Annotated in this window: 15 protein-coding genes; 11 read left to right on the top strand and 4 right to left on the bottom strand. The window is 71.0% G+C overall.

Features of this window, described 5'->3' with window-relative positions; genetic code table 11:
- Positions 1-79: 79 nt before the first annotated feature.
- Together ACFQUZ_RS06080 and helR are read left to right on the top strand one after the other, a co-directional pair.
- Positions 80-784, top strand: a complete 705-nt coding sequence (locus tag ACFQUZ_RS06080; RefSeq protein ID WP_377438632.1) for a hypothetical protein — start codon at positions 80-82, stop codon at positions 782-784.
- Positions 785-959: 175 nt separating this feature from the next.
- Positions 960-3,134: an RNA polymerase recycling motor ATPase HelR gene (gene helR / locus ACFQUZ_RS06075; protein WP_377438630.1), complete on the top strand. Its 2,175-nt coding sequence runs from the start codon at positions 960-962 to the stop codon at positions 3,132-3,134.
- On the opposite strand, the gene ACFQUZ_RS06070 is transcribed toward helR, so the two are convergent.
- The gene (locus tag ACFQUZ_RS06070) at positions 3,121-4,041 is read right to left on the bottom strand and encodes an alpha/beta hydrolase (protein WP_377438628.1); all 921 of its coding nucleotides are present in this window, start codon (positions 4,039-4,041) and stop codon (positions 3,121-3,123) included. The genes helR and ACFQUZ_RS06070 overlap by 14 nt on opposite strands.
- Positions 4,042-4,090: 49 nt before the next feature.
- On the opposite strand from ACFQUZ_RS06070, the gene ACFQUZ_RS06065 reads away from it, so the two are divergent.
- From ACFQUZ_RS06065 to ACFQUZ_RS06035, 7 genes are all read left to right on the top strand, one after another.
- A complete protein-coding gene (locus tag ACFQUZ_RS06065; RefSeq protein ID WP_377438626.1) occupies positions 4,091-4,828 on the top strand; it encodes a TetR family transcriptional regulator in 738 nt (245 codons plus the stop codon).
- Between the two features lie 133 nt (positions 4,829-4,961).
- Entirely contained in the window at positions 4,962-7,883 is a 2,922-nt protein-coding gene (locus ACFQUZ_RS06060; protein ID WP_377438624.1) for a BTAD domain-containing putative transcriptional regulator, read from the top strand.
- A gap of 66 nt (positions 7,884-7,949) precedes the next feature.
- Positions 7,950-8,189, top strand: coding sequence for a hypothetical protein (locus ACFQUZ_RS06055; RefSeq protein WP_377438622.1), 240 nt, complete (start codon positions 7,950-7,952; stop codon positions 8,187-8,189).
- A gap of 90 nt (positions 8,190-8,279) precedes the next feature.
- Positions 8,280-8,762, top strand: coding sequence for a hypothetical protein (locus tag ACFQUZ_RS06050; protein ID WP_377438620.1), 483 nt, complete (start codon positions 8,280-8,282; stop codon positions 8,760-8,762).
- An 11-nt stretch (positions 8,763-8,773) separates the two neighbouring features.
- Complete coding sequence (locus ACFQUZ_RS06045; protein WP_377438618.1) at positions 8,774-10,543, top strand: ABC transporter ATP-binding protein; 1,770 nt, start codon at positions 8,774-8,776, stop codon at positions 10,541-10,543.
- The gene (locus ACFQUZ_RS06040) at positions 10,540-10,851 is read left to right on the top strand and encodes a S24/S26 family peptidase (RefSeq protein WP_377438616.1); all 312 of its coding nucleotides are present in this window, start codon (positions 10,540-10,542) and stop codon (positions 10,849-10,851) included. Before ACFQUZ_RS06045 ends, ACFQUZ_RS06040 begins: the two co-directional genes overlap by 4 nt.
- A gap of 62 nt (positions 10,852-10,913) precedes the next feature.
- Positions 10,914-12,293 carry an MFS transporter gene (locus ACFQUZ_RS06035; protein WP_377438614.1) on the top strand — a complete coding sequence of 460 codons (1,380 nt, stop codon included), beginning with the start codon at positions 10,914-10,916 and terminating at the stop codon, positions 12,291-12,293.
- Here the strand turns inward: ACFQUZ_RS06035 and ACFQUZ_RS06030 are convergent.
- The 3 genes from ACFQUZ_RS06030 to ACFQUZ_RS06020 form a co-directional block, all read right to left on the bottom strand.
- Positions 12,290-12,517 (bottom strand): ferredoxin, encoded by a 228-nt coding sequence (locus tag ACFQUZ_RS06030; protein ID WP_377438612.1) that lies wholly within the window; start codon positions 12,515-12,517, stop codon positions 12,290-12,292. The genes ACFQUZ_RS06035 and ACFQUZ_RS06030 overlap by 4 nt on opposite strands.
- Positions 12,514-13,743: a cytochrome P450 gene (locus tag ACFQUZ_RS06025; protein WP_377438609.1), complete on the bottom strand. Its 1,230-nt coding sequence runs from the start codon at positions 13,741-13,743 to the stop codon at positions 12,514-12,516. Before ACFQUZ_RS06025 ends, ACFQUZ_RS06030 begins: the two co-directional genes overlap by 4 nt.
- 235 nt (positions 13,744-13,978) lie before the next feature.
- On the bottom strand, positions 13,979-14,329 hold the full coding sequence (locus ACFQUZ_RS06020; protein WP_377438607.1) for a hypothetical protein: 351 nt from the start codon (positions 14,327-14,329) through the stop codon (positions 13,979-13,981).
- Positions 14,330-14,441: 112 nt separating this feature from the next.
- Here ACFQUZ_RS06020 and ACFQUZ_RS06015 point away from each other — a divergent pair, with 112 nt between their 5' ends.
- Positions 14,442-15,056: a YdeI family protein gene (locus tag ACFQUZ_RS06015; protein ID WP_377438605.1), complete on the top strand. Its 615-nt coding sequence runs from the start codon at positions 14,442-14,444 to the stop codon at positions 15,054-15,056.
- Positions 15,057-15,224: 168 nt separating this feature from the next.
- A complete protein-coding gene (locus tag ACFQUZ_RS06010; protein ID WP_377438602.1) occupies positions 15,225-15,635 on the top strand; it encodes a YciI family protein in 411 nt (136 codons plus the stop codon).
- The last annotated feature ends 22 nt before the right edge of the window (positions 15,636-15,657 follow it).

Here is a 15,657-nt window from a genome sequence, read left to right as displayed (position 1 = left end):
ACCACCCGTATCCGCCGCCCGACTTGCCGCCCGCCCCTACCGTGTGAGACCCGCACCGGCGCACCTCAGGCGGACGACCATGCAGATCATCGAGCACAGCATCATCGGCACCCGTTCTGCTGTGCTGCGTCTTCGTCGCCCCGGCAGCCAATTGGAGTTCGTGCTGTTCCCCATGCTCCATGTGGCAAGCCCGGACTTCTATGCGGCCGTCGCGCGGCGGCTCCGCCAGTGTGACCTGCTCGTCGTCGAAGGTGTCAGCGGCCGCTCGGTACTGACATGGGCCATCACGCTGACCTACCGGGTCATCCCTCGTAACAGGCGCTCCGGCCTGGTGGCCGACAACATCCCGTACCGGTCGCTGGGCGTCGAACTGCTAAACCCGGATGTGACGGCCGCGGAGTTCACCCAGGGTTGGCGGACGATGCCGCTACGATACCGGGCACTGATGTGGTCCATCGTTCCGATCGTGGTCGTCGCGCAGTTCTTCGGTGGCACTCGACGGCTGCTCGCGCCCGATGTCGAGGTGAACGACCTGCCCAGCGAGAGGGACGAAATGGGCGCCGACGACGAGTTCACCGAGCACTTCGACCACGTTTTCCGTGACACCCGGGACGAGCGGTTGCTCGCCGCGCTGGGCGAGCTGATCCGCACCCGGTCCTCTGAACGGATCGACGTCGCGGTCGTCTACGGCGCCGGCCATGTTCCCGCGATCGTGCGAGGACTCGCCGACCGGCATGGCTATCGCGTCCGGACAGCCGACTGGCTCACCGTGCTGAACGCCTGATTCGCGTCCACTGCGCTTTTATCGACAGGTCGCCCGCGTCGGGGATGCGGATCAGCGGGTGACCCATCCCCCGCCACTTTCAAGATATATCGCACCCGGGGACTTGCCGCAAGACCCGGGTCGTGCCGCAGAATTGCCGGCCGTAGCGAATCCATGACATTGGAGTGGCGAAAGAATGCGAATATCTCCATCGAATATCGGGGCGCGCCGGAATGGCGTTTTCGCCCTTCCCGACCGCCTCTCCGCCAAGGCCGAGCCGACGTTGATCGCCCGAGACGAGGAACACTTCGCCGCCATCGCGCAGCGTCTCGAGCAGGTGTCCTCGGACCTGTCCGACCGTCTCGACGCCGCGCGCCAGGCGCCCGGTGGCAAGGGTCAGCGGGCCCTGGACCGGGACCAGGAGATCCGCCGGCTGACCGCTCGCCTGCGTACCCTGCGCCGCTTCGGCGTCGACCTGTGCCTCGGCCGGATGGTGGCGGCGGACGGCACCGAGCCCGTGTACGTGGGACGGCAGGGCCTCACCGACGACGCGGGACGGCGACTGCTTGTGGACTGGCGTTCCCCGGCGGCCGAGCCGTTCTTCGGGGCCACCCACGGAAATCCGATGGGCCTGGCGAGCCGCCGCCGGTACCGCTGGACCCGCGGCCGGGTCGCCGACTACTGGGACGAGGTGTTCACCCCGGACGGACTGGACGGGCACGCCGCGCTCGACGACCAGTCCGCCTTCATCGCCAGCCTGGGCGGCAGCCGCTCGTCCCGGATGCGGGACGTGCTCAGCACCATCCAGGCCGACCAGGACGCCATCATCCGAGCCGGATCGCGCGGCGCTCTCGTCGTGGACGGCGGCCCGGGTACAGGGAAGACGGTGGTCGCGCTGCACCGCACCGCGTACCTCCTCTACTCCGATCCCCGCCTCGGACACCGCCGGGGCGGCGTGCTGTTCGTCGGCCCACACCAGCCCTATCTGTCGTACGTCGCCGACGTCCTGCCCAGCCTCGGCGAGGAGGACGTGCAGATCTGCACGCTGCGGGACCTGGTGGCAGAGGGGGCCACGGCGACGAGGGAGACCGACCCGGAGGTGGCCAGGTTGAAGTCGTCCGCGGATCTGGTGACGGCGATCGACGCGGCCGTCAGGTTCTACGAGGATCCTCCCACCCGGGGGATGACAGTCACGACCGACCAGTCCGAGATCCGGCTGACCGCCGCGGACTGGGCCGAGGCGTTCGACGCGCCGGGGCCCGGCACCCCGCACAACGAGGCACGTGAGGAGATCCTGGAGGAGTTGCTGACCATTCTGGTCAGCAGGTACGACGGGGACGAGCCGGACGACCTCGTCCGGGCGGCGCTGCGCCGCAACCGGGACCTACTCGCCGCCGTCAACCGGGCCTGGCCGCTGCTCGACCCGACCGACGTGGTCGCGGACCTGTGGTCGGTCCCCGCGTACCTGCGCAGATGCGCTCCCTGGCTCGGCGCCGACGAGATCCGGAGGTTACGGCGCGCCGACCCTCGGGCCTGGACGGTGTCGGACCTGCCGCTGCTGGACGCGGCCCGGCAGCGACTCGGCGACGCGGCGGCGGCGGGGCGCGAGCGGCGGCGCGCGGCCCAGGTCGCCGTGGAACGCGCCCGGATGTCCACGGTGATCGATGACCTGATCGAGGCGCACTCCTACGACGACGGCGAGGGCGTGCTGGCCAGCCTGCGTCAACTGGACCTCCAGGACGCGTTGGTCGACGACGCCGCCCTGCCGACCGCGGAGCCGGACCGGCTCGCCGGCCCGTTCGCGCACATCGTCGTGGACGAGGCGCAGGAACTTACCGACGCCGAGTGGCAGATGTTGCTGCTGCGCTGCCCGTCCCGCAGCTTCACCATCGTCGGCGACCGTGCCCAGGCCCGGCACGGGTTCACGGAGTCGTGGCGGGAACGGCTGACGCGGATCGGGCTCGACCGGATCGATCTGGCCACCCTGAGCATCAACTACCGGACGCCGAAAGAGGTCATGGCGGAGGCCGAGCCGGTCATCCGGACCGTGCTTCCCGACGCCAACGTGCCGACCTCCATCCGTGGCGGCGACGGCCCCGTCGTCCACGGATCCACCGCCGATCTGCGCTCGATCCTCGACGCCTGGCTCGCCGCGCACGCCGACGGGGTCGCCTGCGTCATCGGGGATCCGTCCTTCCGAGACACCCCCCGCGTCCGGTCGCTCACCCCGGAACTGGCGAAAGGTCTCGAGTTCGACCTGGTCGTCCTCGTCGACCCGGAGGCGTTCGGCCCCGGCATCGAGGGCGCGGTGGACCGCTACGTCGCGATGACGCGGGCCACCCAGCGGCTTGTCCTCCTCACCCGGCCCTGACGTGCGGGCCGGACTGGGGCGGGAGCGCTTCTCGGATGAAGGCGACCTGATCCGACGCGACCGTCCGCCGCGTCTGTGGCTGGGTGTAGAAGGAGAAGTGCGTGCCCGGATAGAGCTTGACCTGCCCGTACGGGGCGCGTTCGGCGAGCTGCCCGCTCAACTCCACGGGCGTCTCCGCGTCGTCGGTGGCGAGGCAGACCAGCAGCGGCACGGTCAGTCGCGCGGCCGCGTCCGCCGGGCGGTAGCGCATCATCCGCAGGGTCGCGCGGGGTGCCACCCGGTTACGCCACAGCGAGTCCCCGCCGGACAGCGTGCGGACATGTTCCTTGGCCGCCGGCGCGTTGGTGATCGCGATCTCACCCGGTTCGCCGACGAGGGGGATGTAGTGCGGTGTCAGGCCGGCTCTGCCCCGTAGCGCGTCCCACAGGATGGCCGCCATGAGCCGCAGGCTCTGTGCCGTCGATCGGCCTTCGACGCGGCGTGGGAACCCGTTGAACGGGATCTGCGCCACCACGGCGGCGATCCGTGGGTCGTCGGCCGCCACGGTGATCGCGTGGGCGCCGCCGAGGGAGTTGCCCCACAGGATGACGTGATCCGCGTCGACGGCGCTGTCGGCCCGGGCACACGCCACCGCGGACCGCACGTCGGCGAGTTGGCCGTCGATGTCGACAACCTGGCGCGGATCGCCCTCGCTCCGTCCGAAGCTGCCGTAGTCGAACACCAACGCCGCCAGCCCGGCGGCGGCGAAAACCTCAGCCCACGTGTAGAGACGATCCATGGTGCTGCCGAACCCCGAGCACATCACCACGCACGGCACCGGATGCGGCGCGTCCGGCCGGTAGATGCGACCGGCTCGCCGGCCCCCGTCGCTCGCGAAGGAGATGTCGACCGCAGTAAACTGACCCATGGTCAGGATGATAGCAATCCTACTTACCGACGGTTAGGGAGGAGCGAGGTTGACGAGGCAGCGGATCCTGGCGGTCGCGGCGGCCCTGTTCGCCGAACGCGGATACCGGGCCACCTCCATGCAGGAGATCGCCGACCGGATCGGCATCACGAAGGCCGCGCTCTACTACCACTTCGCAGCCAAGCAGGACGTGCTCCACGAGCTGACCGGCCCGGTGCTCGACGAGCTGGAGCAGACGTTGAACGAAGCAGAGGCCGCCGGGGACGCGGAGGCGGTGCGCTGGCGTGCCATCGAGGCGTTTCTCGACGTCTTCCTGCGCCATCGGGACACACTGCTGATGCTGGTCCGCGACTTGACCCTGCTCGCCCAGGCACCGGTCGGCGACCGGTTCCGGGCCGCCATCGCCCTGGCCAACACGCTCGTCAGCGGCCCCCGTCCCACCCTCGCGCAACGCGTACGCGCAGCGCAGGTGGTCGCCGGGCTCACCGATCCCGTGGTGCTGTTCCGGGACGTGGAACCCGCGCGACTCCGCCGGCTGATCCTTGGCGGCAGTCGCGCGCTGCTGGTGGCGGGAGACCCGGCCGCCGCCGACGGACCGCCAGACGCGCGCACCGGGGCCGAACCGCGTACGCACCGCCGGGCCGGTGGGCGACCGGCGGCGCTGACGGCCGCGGACGTGACGGAGGCACGCCGCCTGCGGGAGAGCGGCCGGCTCGGCGTCGACGAGTTGGCCGATCGGTACGGCGTCTCCCGCGCCACCATCTACCGGGTTCTCAAAACATCATGATGTTTTGCGACAATAGTTTCGAGACAGTGCCGCTGGCTGGGACCGCTGATCCGCGTCACGGACGCCAGACACCGGGAATGCCCGGGCCCGAGGGCCCCTGCGTTCCGAGCGCGTCCTGAGGACCCCGCCGGCCGTGCGTGGGTACAGGGTCGACGTCCTCGGGCGGACCGAACTGAACGTGCACGGGGCGCCTGTGCCGCTCGCCCCGCTGGAGAAGGCCCTCGTCGCGAGCCTGGCAGCCCATCACGGCCGCATCGCCTCGGTCGACCGCCTGGTCGACGGGCTCTGGTCGAACGAGCCGCCCACGGGGGCACGCAACCGGGTCCAGGCGGTCGTCGCCTCGGTCCGGCGCCGCGCCACGCCGGAGCTGATCCTCACCCGCGCGCCCGGCTACCAGCTCAATCCGGAGGTGGTCGTGGACGCGGCGGAGTTCGCCGCCGACGTGCGGGCCGCGACGGCCGCCACCGACGCCCGCTGTGCCGTGGAGCTGCTGGACCGGGCGCTGGCACGCTGGCGTGACGACGCGTTCGTCGACGTCGGTTCAAGGCTCGTCGACTTCGAGCGTGATCGGCTGCGCGAGTTGCGTGAGCACGCGGTCGAGCTGCGCGTCGATTCGCTGCTCTCCCTCGGCCTGCACCAGGAGATCGTGCCCGAGCTGTCCACGCTGGTGCGGGATCGGCCATTGCGGGAACGGCTACGCGGCCAGCTCATGGTGGCCCTGCATCGCTGCGGCCGGCAGGCGGAGGCGCTCGCCGTCTACCGGGCCGGAGCCCGGATCCTCGCGGAGGAGCACGGCATCGACCCGGGGCCGGAACTGCGGCAGCTGCATCGGATGATCCTCGGCGGTGCGGAGGAGGCGTCCCCACCGGCGCGGGTGCGGCCCAACCAACTCCCCGGCGTCACCCCGGACTTCGTCGGACGGGACAAGGAACTCGGACTGCTGTTGTCACTGCTCGGGCGCACCCCGCCGGCCGCCGGGGCGGCTCAGGTCGTCGTCGTGACCGGACTCGCGGGGACCGGCAAGACCACGCTCGCGCTGCGCGCGGCGCACGAGAGCCGCCACCGCTTTCCCGCCGGCTGCCTGTACGCGGACCTGCGCGGCAACAGCACGGATCCGGCGTGGCCAGGCGCGGTGCTCGGCGCCTTCCTCCGGGCTCTCGGGGTGGCCGGTGAGGCCATCCCGGCGGCCGTCGAGGAACGGGCGGCGCTGTACCGATCCGTGTTGGCCGACCAGCCCATGTTGGTCTTGTTGGACAGCGCGGCCGACGCGGCGCAGGCGCGTCCGCTGCTGCCACCCGCTGGCAGTATCGCCCTCATCACCAGCACGGTGGCGTTGTCGGGACTGCCGGGGACCGAGGTCGTCCCGCTCGACGTCCTGCCGGTCGAGGACTGCCTGGATCTGCTCGCCGGGCTCGCCGGCGCCGACCGGATCAACCGGGAGGCCGTGGCGGCCACCGGTGTCGTGGAATTGTGCGGTCGGCTGCCGTTGGCGCTGCGCATCGCCGGCGTGCGGTTGGCCGAGCGGGAGTCGATGACCGTGGCACGGCTGCGTGACCGGTTACGCGACGAGCGGCGCCGCCTCGATGAGCTGTCACTCGACGGGCTCGATGTGCGCAGCAGCTTCACCATCGGAATCGAACGGCTGCCACCGCCCGCCACGCGGCTGCTCGCGGTGCTGAGCCGGACCTCGCTGCGCACCTTCGGCATGTGGGACGAGACGACCGAGCCGTTGCTGGAACAGTTGTGCCGGGCACACCTGCTGTCCGCGGACGCCGATGGCCGGGCACGCATCCACGACCTGGTCCGGTTGCACGCCCGGGAACGCACCCAGGTCGCCGTGGACCAGGTGATCGCCTGGTACGCCGGGCTGCACGCGTACGCCGAACGGGCCGCCGCGTCGCTGCCCTGCAAGGCCCTGCCGGTGGCTGCCGCGGAGTCCCGGATCGACGCGTGGGACGCCGTCGACTGGTTCGAGGCGGAGCGGGAGAACCTGGTCGCGGCGGTGCGGGACCTGCTGGGACTGGACGCGGTCGACCTGGCCGGCCGATTGGCCTGCACGATGGGGAACTTCGCGATGATGCGAAGCCAACACCTGCCCGAGTTCGTCGAATGCCTGCGCGGCGTGCTCGACCGGCCCGCCGACCTGCCGTCGCCGACCCGGACCTCGGTGCGGCTCCACCTGGGAACGGCCTACCGGATGCTGAACCGGCACGCCGAGGCCGTGCCGCTGCTGCGCGCGGCGCAGCGGGACAGCCGCGGACCGCTGGTGGCGCACCGGCTCGTCGCGCTTCAGGGCTATTCCCTGTGCTGCCGTCAACTCGGCCGGTTACGGGAGGCCGACGCGGCGTTGCTGCTGATGGTGCGACTCGGCGCGGCGCATTGGCCGGTCGGGCCGGTCGGCGGCCACGTGCTGTTGACCCTCGGCATGCAGCACGGGCAGTACCAGCACACCTCCCCGTTCGCCCACGCGGCCTGCTCCGGGGCGTTGCGGCTCTTCGTGGACGGTGGCGACCTGTGGGGCGAGGCGCTCGCGCGGGAAAGCCTCGGGCTGCTGCGTCGGCATGCCGAGCAGTGGCCGGGAGCCGTGGACCACCTGCGGCGGGCGGTCAGCGCCGCGCACCGGCTCGGTGACCGGATGAGCGTGACCACCGCCGAGCAGGCGCTGGCGGCGACGTACCTCGCGGCCGGAGATCGCGCTGCCGCTCGCCAGTTGTTGACTCGTACGGTGCCCGCGTTCCGCGAGCTGCGCCACGAGTGGGGGGAGGCGATTTCCCGCCGGCTGCTCGGCAAGGTGCACCTCGAAGAGGGTGACGCGGGTCGGGCGGTGGCCGAGCTGGAGACGTCGGTGGCGATGCTGCGCCGCGTCGGGCAACCGTTCCCACTGGCGAACTCGCTCAGCCTGCTGGCGCGGGCCCGGGCCACCTCGGGAATGCCCGAAACCGCTGTCACGCTGGGTGAGGAGGCGCTGCGCATCTTCGAGCATTTCGACGCCGCGTACGCCGACGACCTGCGCGAATGGCTGGCCCGCTGGCGGTGCGCAGCCGGCGCGCAGTAGATGCGCAGGACGAGCGCAGCGGCGAGCCGCACAGTGAGGGCAACCACCACAAAGGGAGGTCTGCCCATGACCAGGATTCTCACCCGCGTCGGCGACGCGGTCCTCGGCAAGGTGCTCGGCCGGGAGGAGGCCGGCGCCTGCGTGCCGGAGAACGGCCAGGCGTGCTCGTGCGTCGCGTCCAACGGCTACTGCTCGGGAGGTTCCTACTTCCGCTACTACCGGCAGGGCTATTTCAACTGCTACGGGTCGTGCAAGACCTCGACGTCTCGGCCGGTCTGTTACGTCAAGAAGGTCGGCGCCTGCTGACCTGAGTCGCACCGGGGACCGTGCCGGCCGGCCGGCACGGTCCCCTCCCCGTCCGCCCTGTCCCAGCCCCTGTCCCGCCGAGGAGTTCCCATGCCGGGTTTCGCCTACGCCGCCGTCGCTGTCATCGGCGCGGTCGCCGCGCTCAACCTCGTCCTGACCCTGACCCTCGCGCGGCGGATCCGCGAGGTGCGGGCCGGCCACGCCCACGACGGCGAGTCCGTCCCCGAGGTGCTGCCCGCCCCGGGCCTGGATGTCAGCGGCTTCGCGCACGCCGAGCTGAGGTCCGGCCGGCGTACGGTGGTGCTGCTGACTCCGACCTGCCCACCGTGCCAGTCCCTCCTGGAAACCCTGACGGCGGACGTCGAACGTCACCGCCGCGACGCCCTCGTCCTCATGATCGGTACGCCGGTGGAGACGGCGTCGATGGCCGCCCGCCTGACCGGGTTCGACACCGTGACCATCTCCGAGCAGCTTGCCGAGCAGGAGTTCCGGGTCACCGGATTCCCCGCGGTGCTGTCGGTCGTCGACGGCGTGGTCGTCGATTCCAGTCACCAGCTTCCGGTCCTGGCCTGACCGTGGCCGCCGTGCGAGCCGCCCTGCGGCTGGGCTGCGCGGACCGGAAGGCGCTCACCGCGATGGTCGTCCTCGTCCTTGTCGCAGCGGCACCACCGATCGGCATCGCGTGGTTCACGAAACTGCTGTTCGACGAGGTCAGTGGGGGTGACTCGGCCAGCCCGTCGACCGCCACCTGGTACGCGGTGGCGATCGCCGTCCTGGTCGCCCTGGCGGCGATCGCCAACCGGCTGTCCGGCTACTTCACCACGGCGTTGCAGCACGCCATCACGATCGCCGCCGACGTTCGGCTGTACCGGAAACTCAACAGCTTCCTCGGTCTGGGGCACTTCGAACAGCCGGCCCTGCGCGACCGGCTGGCGCTGGCACAGCAGGCCGCCGACCAGGCGCCGTACGCGGTCGTGATGTTCGCGGTCAACGTGGCTCAGAGCGTCGTCACCATCGGCGGCTTCGCCGCGATCCTGGCGTCCCTCTGGCCGCCGGCGGGCCTGCTCCTGCTCGCCGTGGCCGTGCCCGAGTTCCTCATCCACCTGCGGCTGGCGCGTCGAGCGGCACGGGCCGTCGAGGACGGCGCCGGCCTGTTCCGGGCCCGCTTCCTGTTTCAGAGCGTGTTGACCGACCTGCGTGCCGTCCGGGAGGTGCGCCTCTACCAGCTCGGCCGGTTCTTCCACGACCGGCTCACGGGTGCCGTGCGTACGGCCGGCCGGATCGAGCTGGACGCCGCGCGGCATGCCACCGTGGTGCAGGCCTGCTGGGCGCTGGCCGGCGCCGCCGTCACGCTCGCCACGACGGTGATCGCGGTGAACGCCGCGGTTCGCGGCCGGCTCAGCATCGGCGACCTCACCCTCCTGCTGGCCGCGTTCGGCGCGGCACAGAGCGGTCTGGCGGGCATCGCCGGCCAGCTCGGCGAGGTCGGGGCGGCCGTGCGGCTGTTCCGGCACTACGTCGCCGTCCTCGACAGCCCTCCCGACCTGGCCGACGGGAGCCTGCCGGCCCCGCCGCTGCGCACCGGGATCAGGTTCGAGGACGTGTGGTTCCGTTACGACGAGGATGGTCCCTGGGTCCTGAGAGGCGTCGACCTCACGATCACCGCTGGCGAGGCCGTCGGACTCGTCGGCCTCAACGGAGCCGGCAAGAGCACCCTCGTCAAGCTGCTCTGCCGGTTCTACGACCCGGATCGCGGCCGGATCACCTGGGACGGGGTGGACCTGCGCGACCTGCGGGTCGAAACGCTGCGCGGCCGGACGGGCGCGGTCTTCCAGGACTTCATGTGCTACGACCTCACCGCCGCGGAGAACGTCGGCATCGGCCGGCTGCCGTACACGACCGAGCAGGTGGCGGAGGCCGCCGCGCGGGCCGAGATCCACGAGCGCCTCCGCGCTCTCCCCCGGGGGTACGCCACGCTGCTCAGCCGCACCTTCGCCGACCAGGACGGTCAGTCGGGGATGACGCTTTCCGGCGGCCAGTGGCAGCGGGTCGCGCTGGCCAGGTCGCTGATGCGCGCCGACGCCGACCTGCTGATCCTGGACGAGCCCAGTTCGGGGCTGGACGCGGACGCCGAAACCCGCGTACACGCGTCGCTGGCCCGGATCCGCCACGGTCGCACCGGACTACTGATTTCCCACCGGCTCAGCACGCTGCGGGACGCCCAGCGCATCATCGTGCTGGACGCCGGACGCGTCGTCGAATCGGGTGCGCACGACGAGTTGATGGTGTCGGACGGTGAGTACGCCCGGCTGTTCCGCCTGCAGGCCGGTGGATACCAACTGGCGGTGTCATGACCGGTTGGCTGCGTCACCGGTGGCGTCTGGTGGTCGTCCGGGGGCGAAGCATGGCACCGACGCTGCGCGACGGCGACCGGCTGATCGTCCGGGTCGGGCGGGCACCGGCGCCCGGTGACATCGTCGTCTTCCGGGCCCACGACGTCGTCCCGGACGCGGACCTGACCTGGATGGTCAAACGCGTGCACCGGATCGAACCGGACGGCGCGGTGACGGTACGCGGGGACAACATCCGTAGCCAGGACTCCCGACACTTCGGGGCGGTACCACGCGAGGCGATTCTCGGGGTGGCCACCGGGAGGCGGTGACGCCTGCGCCACGAGGGAAAATCGCACGACAATCGGCGGGGAGTTCCCGACAATCCCGGGTGATGTTCGCCGCCCTCATCCACCAAGCGCGCCCGCCGTCGCCGCTGGCCGGCCGACTCGCCGCGCAGTCCCTGCTGTTCGCCCTCGGTCAGGGCACCTTCCTGACCGGGTCAGCGGTGTTCTTCACCAAGATCGTCGGACTGTCCGCCGCCCAGGTCGGCCTCGGCCTGACGATCGCCGGCGTCGCCGCCTTCCTGGCCGCGCTGCCGATGGGCAAGCTGGTCGACCGGTTCGGGCCGAAGAAGATGTGGGCCGTCAGCGCGATCGGGCAGGCGGCGATGTTCTCGGTGTGGCCGTTCATCACCGACTTCACGGGCTACGTGGTCATGGCCGCCAGCATGGAGGTCATCGGCGCCCTCGGCGGTGCGGCGCACGGCGCTTACACGATCGACGTCCTGCCGGCGGGTGAGCGGGTGAAGTCGCGTGCCTACATGTACTCCGCGCTCAACGTCGGCTTCACTCTCGGTTCCCTACTCGGCGGCATCGCGCTGGCGTTCGACTCCAACGACGTCCTGCACGCGCTGCCCTGGTTCACCGCGGCGACCTTCCTGGTCAACGCCGCCGCGATCACCCGGCTACCGCGCGCCTCGCACGACAACCGCACCCCGGCGGAGCGCAAAGTCAAGATCCCCGGGCCCGGACCGCTGCGCAACCCCGGCTGGCTGCTGACGAGTTTCTTCACCGGCGTCTTCTGGACCAACCAGGTGTTGCTCAACGTCGTGATCCCGCTGTGGCTGGTGGAGAAGACCGACGCGCCGCGGGTGCTGCTGGCCTTCCTGTTCGCCACCAACACGGTGATGTGCATCTTCCTGCCGATGGCGGCGGCCCGCGGCGTCAAGGATGTGCCGACCGCGTTGAAGGCGATCCGGTTGTCGTCCACCTTCTTCGTGATCTCCTGCCTGATCACGCTGGCCACCCACGAGACCGTCGGCTGGATCACGATCGCGCTGGTCTGGGTGGGACACGTCACCGTGACCGGGGCCGAGCTCTATCTCTCGGCCGCGAGTTGGTCGTTCGAGGCCGATCTGATGGATCCGCGGCAGCGCGGCGCCTACCAGGGCGCCGCCGAGTTGAGCGGCACCCTGGGGCAGGTGTGGGCGCCGGCGCTGTACACCTTCCTCGCCATCAACTGGGGCGGCGTGGGATGGCTGGTGATCGCCGGCATCATCGTGGTGGCCACCATCGGCATACACCCGTCGACCCGGCTGGCGCGGCGGTTCCTCGGACGGCACGTCCCCGCCGAGGTGTTGGCCGACGCCCGGGCCTCCAGCCCCGTGCCCGAGGAGGGCATCGCGACAGGTCCGCCCTCCCTCGTCGGCACCGACGGTCCGCTACCCCAGCCCACCGGTGGTGACCCGTCCCGCTCAGCGACCTCGGGCTAATCCTCCGGCGCGATCAGCCGGTCGTCGCTCGCGTCCCGAACCGTGATCGCCTCCACCGGGCACGAGTCGGCGGCGTCGAGGAGCACGTCGGCCGGGACGACGACGTCAGCCAACGGCGCGGAGTTCCCGTCGACGAGGCGGAAGTGCTCGGGCGCGGTACCGGCGCAGATGCCCGTGCCGATGCAGCGACCCGCGTCCACGCCGATCCGCCATGCGGTGCTCACCAGGCCACCGGCATGCTGAGCAGGCCCCGCACCAGCATGCCGCGTTTCCACTCCAGCTCCGGTTCCGGTACGGCGAGCCGTAATCCGGGCAGGCGGGTCACGAGGGTGGCGACGGCGACCTGCAACTCCATCCGCGCCAGCTGTGCGCCGACGCAGTGGTGGACGCCGTGCCCGAAGCCCAGGTGCGGGTTGTGCTCGCGGTCGAAGTCGAGCCGGTCCGGGTCGGCGAAGACGGTGCCGTCCCGGTTCGCCGACGAGAGCGAGCCGAGAACCGGTTCACCGGCCCGGACCAGCACCCCGCCGACCTCGACGTCCTCCTTGGCGTACCGGGCGAAGGAGGAGCCGACGCCGAGCGGCACGTACCGCAACAGCTCCTCGACGGCGGCCGGCACCAGTGACGGATCGGCCCGCAGCCGGGCGAGGTGCTCAGGGTTGTGCAGCAGGACATAGACGAAGTTGGGGATCTGGGTCACCGTGGTTTCGTGGCCGGCCGCGAGCAGCCCCCCGGCCAGCTGCACCAGCTCGGTCTCGCCGAGCCGATCCTGGTTCTCGTCGCGGGCCCGCACCAGCGCGCCCAGCAGGTCGTCGATTCCCGGCTCGCGGCGGCGTTCGGCGATCAGTTCACCGATGTAGCCCCAGAGGTTGTTCAGGTACTCCTGGATCGTTTCCACCGGCAGGGAGGTGGTCGAGACGATCGCCTCGGACCAGGTGTGGAAGCGGTCCCGGTCGGCGTACGGGACGCCGAGCAACTCGCAGATCACCTGGATCGGCAACGGCGTGGCGAGGTGCTGCACCAGGTCCGCTGGTGGGCCGAGCCTGACCATGTCGTCGACCAGCCCGTCGGCGATCTCCTGGACGCGGGGCCGCAGCGCCTCGACCCGGCGTACCGTGAACGCCTTCGCCACCAGCCGGCGCAGTCGGGTGTGGTCGGGCGGGTCCATGGTCAGCATGCCGCTGTCCTGCTGGCGCGAGGTGAGCCTGGGCTCGTCGCGCTGGACGGCCGGGGCGCGACCGAACCGCACGTCACCGAGGACGGTACGGACGTCCTCGTACCGGGTGGCGAGCCATGCCTCCTCGCCGTAGGGAAGCTTCACCCGGGTCATCGGCTCGGTCTCGCGCAACTCGCGGTAGGTCGGATCGACCACGAGCCGGTCGGGGACGCTGAACGGGTACGGCCGGGCGGGCGGAACGGTTCGGCCCTCGGTGATCTGCGCGCTCTCCGTCATCAGGATCCCCTCGTGAACGGCGTGATCGTCGGCTCGGCGCTGTCCTTCGTAGCGGCGCCGGTCGCCAGCGTCGGGGGTACGGACCAACATCGACGCTCAGCGACGCATCGATCTCGGATCGTAGCGAGGCCCGTCGATGATCGCCAGGAGAGTCACCCCTCGTCGGGCCTGTGCCCGGTGTGCCGAGGGGCGCGGCTCGCCCGCGCACCGCTCCCGAGCGGCGTGGAGACGGACCTCAGCCGCTGGTGTCGTCGAGCAGCTGCAGAAGGTCGTGTGCGGCCAACTCGATCTCCTTGTGCCGCCACTCGGAGGCGCGGTAGACGCACGCGACCAGCCCGGCCCGGTGGACCCGGCGGAAGTCGCCGTAGACGAAGGCGTGGCGGCTCTTCGTCCCCTCGGTCGCCCCCTCGGTCTGGCCGAGGAACCACTCGCCGTACTCGTCCCACGAGTGTCTTTCGAGGTATGCGTTCTCCTCGGCGGCGCGGGGCTGCGCGGCACCCCAGTCGCTGTCGAGGATGTACTGCCGGGCTTCGATGAGTCGCCGGGCACGGGTGACAGCTGCCTGGTTCACCGAGTACGACGCCATGACAGGCAGGATTCCCCAGGACCGGGTCTCCTATGCGTCGCGCACCGATGCTGTCCCGGTACCGCCGGATGGCGGGGCGTCGTCGCTGACTCACCCTCGTTAACCTGATGTCATGCCGAGTCCCGAGCTGGAAGAGTTGATCGTCGCGGACGCCGAGGCGCTGCGCGCCTGGCTGTCGGCCAACCACGCGACCTCGCCCGGCGTCTGGCTCGCCCTGACCAGGAAGGGCGGCACCGTCACGAGCCTGACCTGGCAGGAGGCGGTCGACGAGGCCCTGTGCTTCGGCTGGATCGACGGGCAGGCCCGGAAGCGGGACCAGGAGACCTCCTGGATCCGGTTCACCCCTCGCCGGCCGCGCAGTTCCTGGTCACAACGCAACGTCGCCCATGTGGCCCGGCTGGAGGCGCAGGGGCGGATGACGCCCCCGGGTCGTGCCGCTGTGGAAGCCGCGAAGGCGGACGGGCGGTGGGCCGGCGCCTACGCCCCACCCTCGGAGGCCGAGGTGCCGGCCGACCTCCTCGCCGCCATCGCCGCCGAGCCTGCCGCCCAGGCCATGTTCGACGTCCTCACCAAGACGAACCGGTTCGCGCTCATCCACCGGGTCAATGCCGTCAAGCGGGCGCAGACCCGGGAACGGAAGATCAAAGAGTTCGTCGCCATGCTGGCTCGCCACGAAACCATCTACCCCCAGAAGGCCAGGCCCGCGAAGTCTGACGTCGGGACGTAGCTGTGGCCGCTGGCTGGGCACGCGGCCTCCGCTGCGGCCGGGCTGCTCGCCCGCTGATGTCTGGTACGGGCGAGACATCCCGCGGCGGGATGTCGAGATCCCGCTCGCGGCGGCGTCCCAGGGGTGCCGACGGCCAGAATGGGCCGCACCGGATCAAGGAGAACCGAGATGGCCAAGTACTTGCTGCTCAAGCACTACCGTGGCGGGCCGACGGCGGCGGTCAACGACGTGCCGATGGAGCAGTGGACGCCGGAGGAGCTGTCCGCCCACATGCGGTACATGGAGGATTTCGCCGCGCGGCTGACGGCCACCGGCGAGTTCGTCGACGCTCAGGCGCTGTCCCCGGATGGCACCTTCGTCCGGTACGACGGCGAGGGCCGGCCGCCAGTCACCGACGGCCCGTTCGCGGAGACCAAGGACCTCATCGCCGGGTGGATGGTGATCGATGTCGACAGCTACCCGCGCGCGCTGGAGTTGGCGGGCGAATTGTCCGCGGCGCCGGGAGCGGGCGGCAAGCCCATCCACGAGTGGCTCGAGGTGCGCCCGTTCCTGACCGTTCCCCCGACCATCACGGAGTGACGATGCTGGCCGGGATCCTCGA

It is taken from the genome of Plantactinospora sp. GCM10030261 (assembly GCF_042666615.1).
Classification (GTDB): domain Bacteria; phylum Actinomycetota; class Actinomycetes; order Mycobacteriales; family Micromonosporaceae; genus KBS50.
This window is presented reverse-complemented; position numbering and strand designations above follow the sequence as displayed.

Bases quoted from the DNA above. Each gene is read 5' to 3' on its own strand.
- helR (WP_377438630.1), top strand. From the start codon at position 960: ATGCGAATATCTCCATCGAATATCGGGGCGCGCCGGAATGGCGTTTTC.
- ACFQUZ_RS06015 (WP_377438605.1), top strand. From the start codon at position 14,442: ATGCCGAGTCCCGAGCTGGAAGAGTTGATCGTCGCGGACGCCGAGGCG.
- ACFQUZ_RS06055 (WP_377438622.1), top strand. From the start codon at position 7,950: ATGACCAGGATTCTCACCCGCGTCGGCGACGCGGTCCTCGGCAAGGTG.
- ACFQUZ_RS06050 (WP_377438620.1), top strand. From the start codon at position 8,280: ATGCCGGGTTTCGCCTACGCCGCCGTCGCTGTCATCGGCGCGGTCGCC.
- ACFQUZ_RS06010 (WP_377438602.1), top strand. From the start codon at position 15,225: ATGGCCAAGTACTTGCTGCTCAAGCACTACCGTGGCGGGCCGACGGCG.
- ACFQUZ_RS06035 (WP_377438614.1), top strand. From the start codon at position 10,914: ATGTTCGCCGCCCTCATCCACCAAGCGCGCCCGCCGTCGCCGCTGGCC.
- ACFQUZ_RS06020 (WP_377438607.1), bottom strand. From the start codon at position 14,329: ATGGCGTCGTACTCGGTGAACCAGGCAGCTGTCACCCGTGCCCGGCGA.
- ACFQUZ_RS06080 (WP_377438632.1), top strand. From the start codon at position 80: ATGCAGATCATCGAGCACAGCATCATCGGCACCCGTTCTGCTGTGCTG.
- ACFQUZ_RS06040 (WP_377438616.1), top strand. From the start codon at position 10,540: ATGACCGGTTGGCTGCGTCACCGGTGGCGTCTGGTGGTCGTCCGGGGG.
- ACFQUZ_RS06070 (WP_377438628.1), bottom strand. From the start codon at position 4,041: ATGGGTCAGTTTACTGCGGTCGACATCTCCTTCGCGAGCGACGGGGGC.
- ACFQUZ_RS06025 (WP_377438609.1), bottom strand. From the start codon at position 13,743: ATGACGGAGAGCGCGCAGATCACCGAGGGCCGAACCGTTCCGCCCGCC.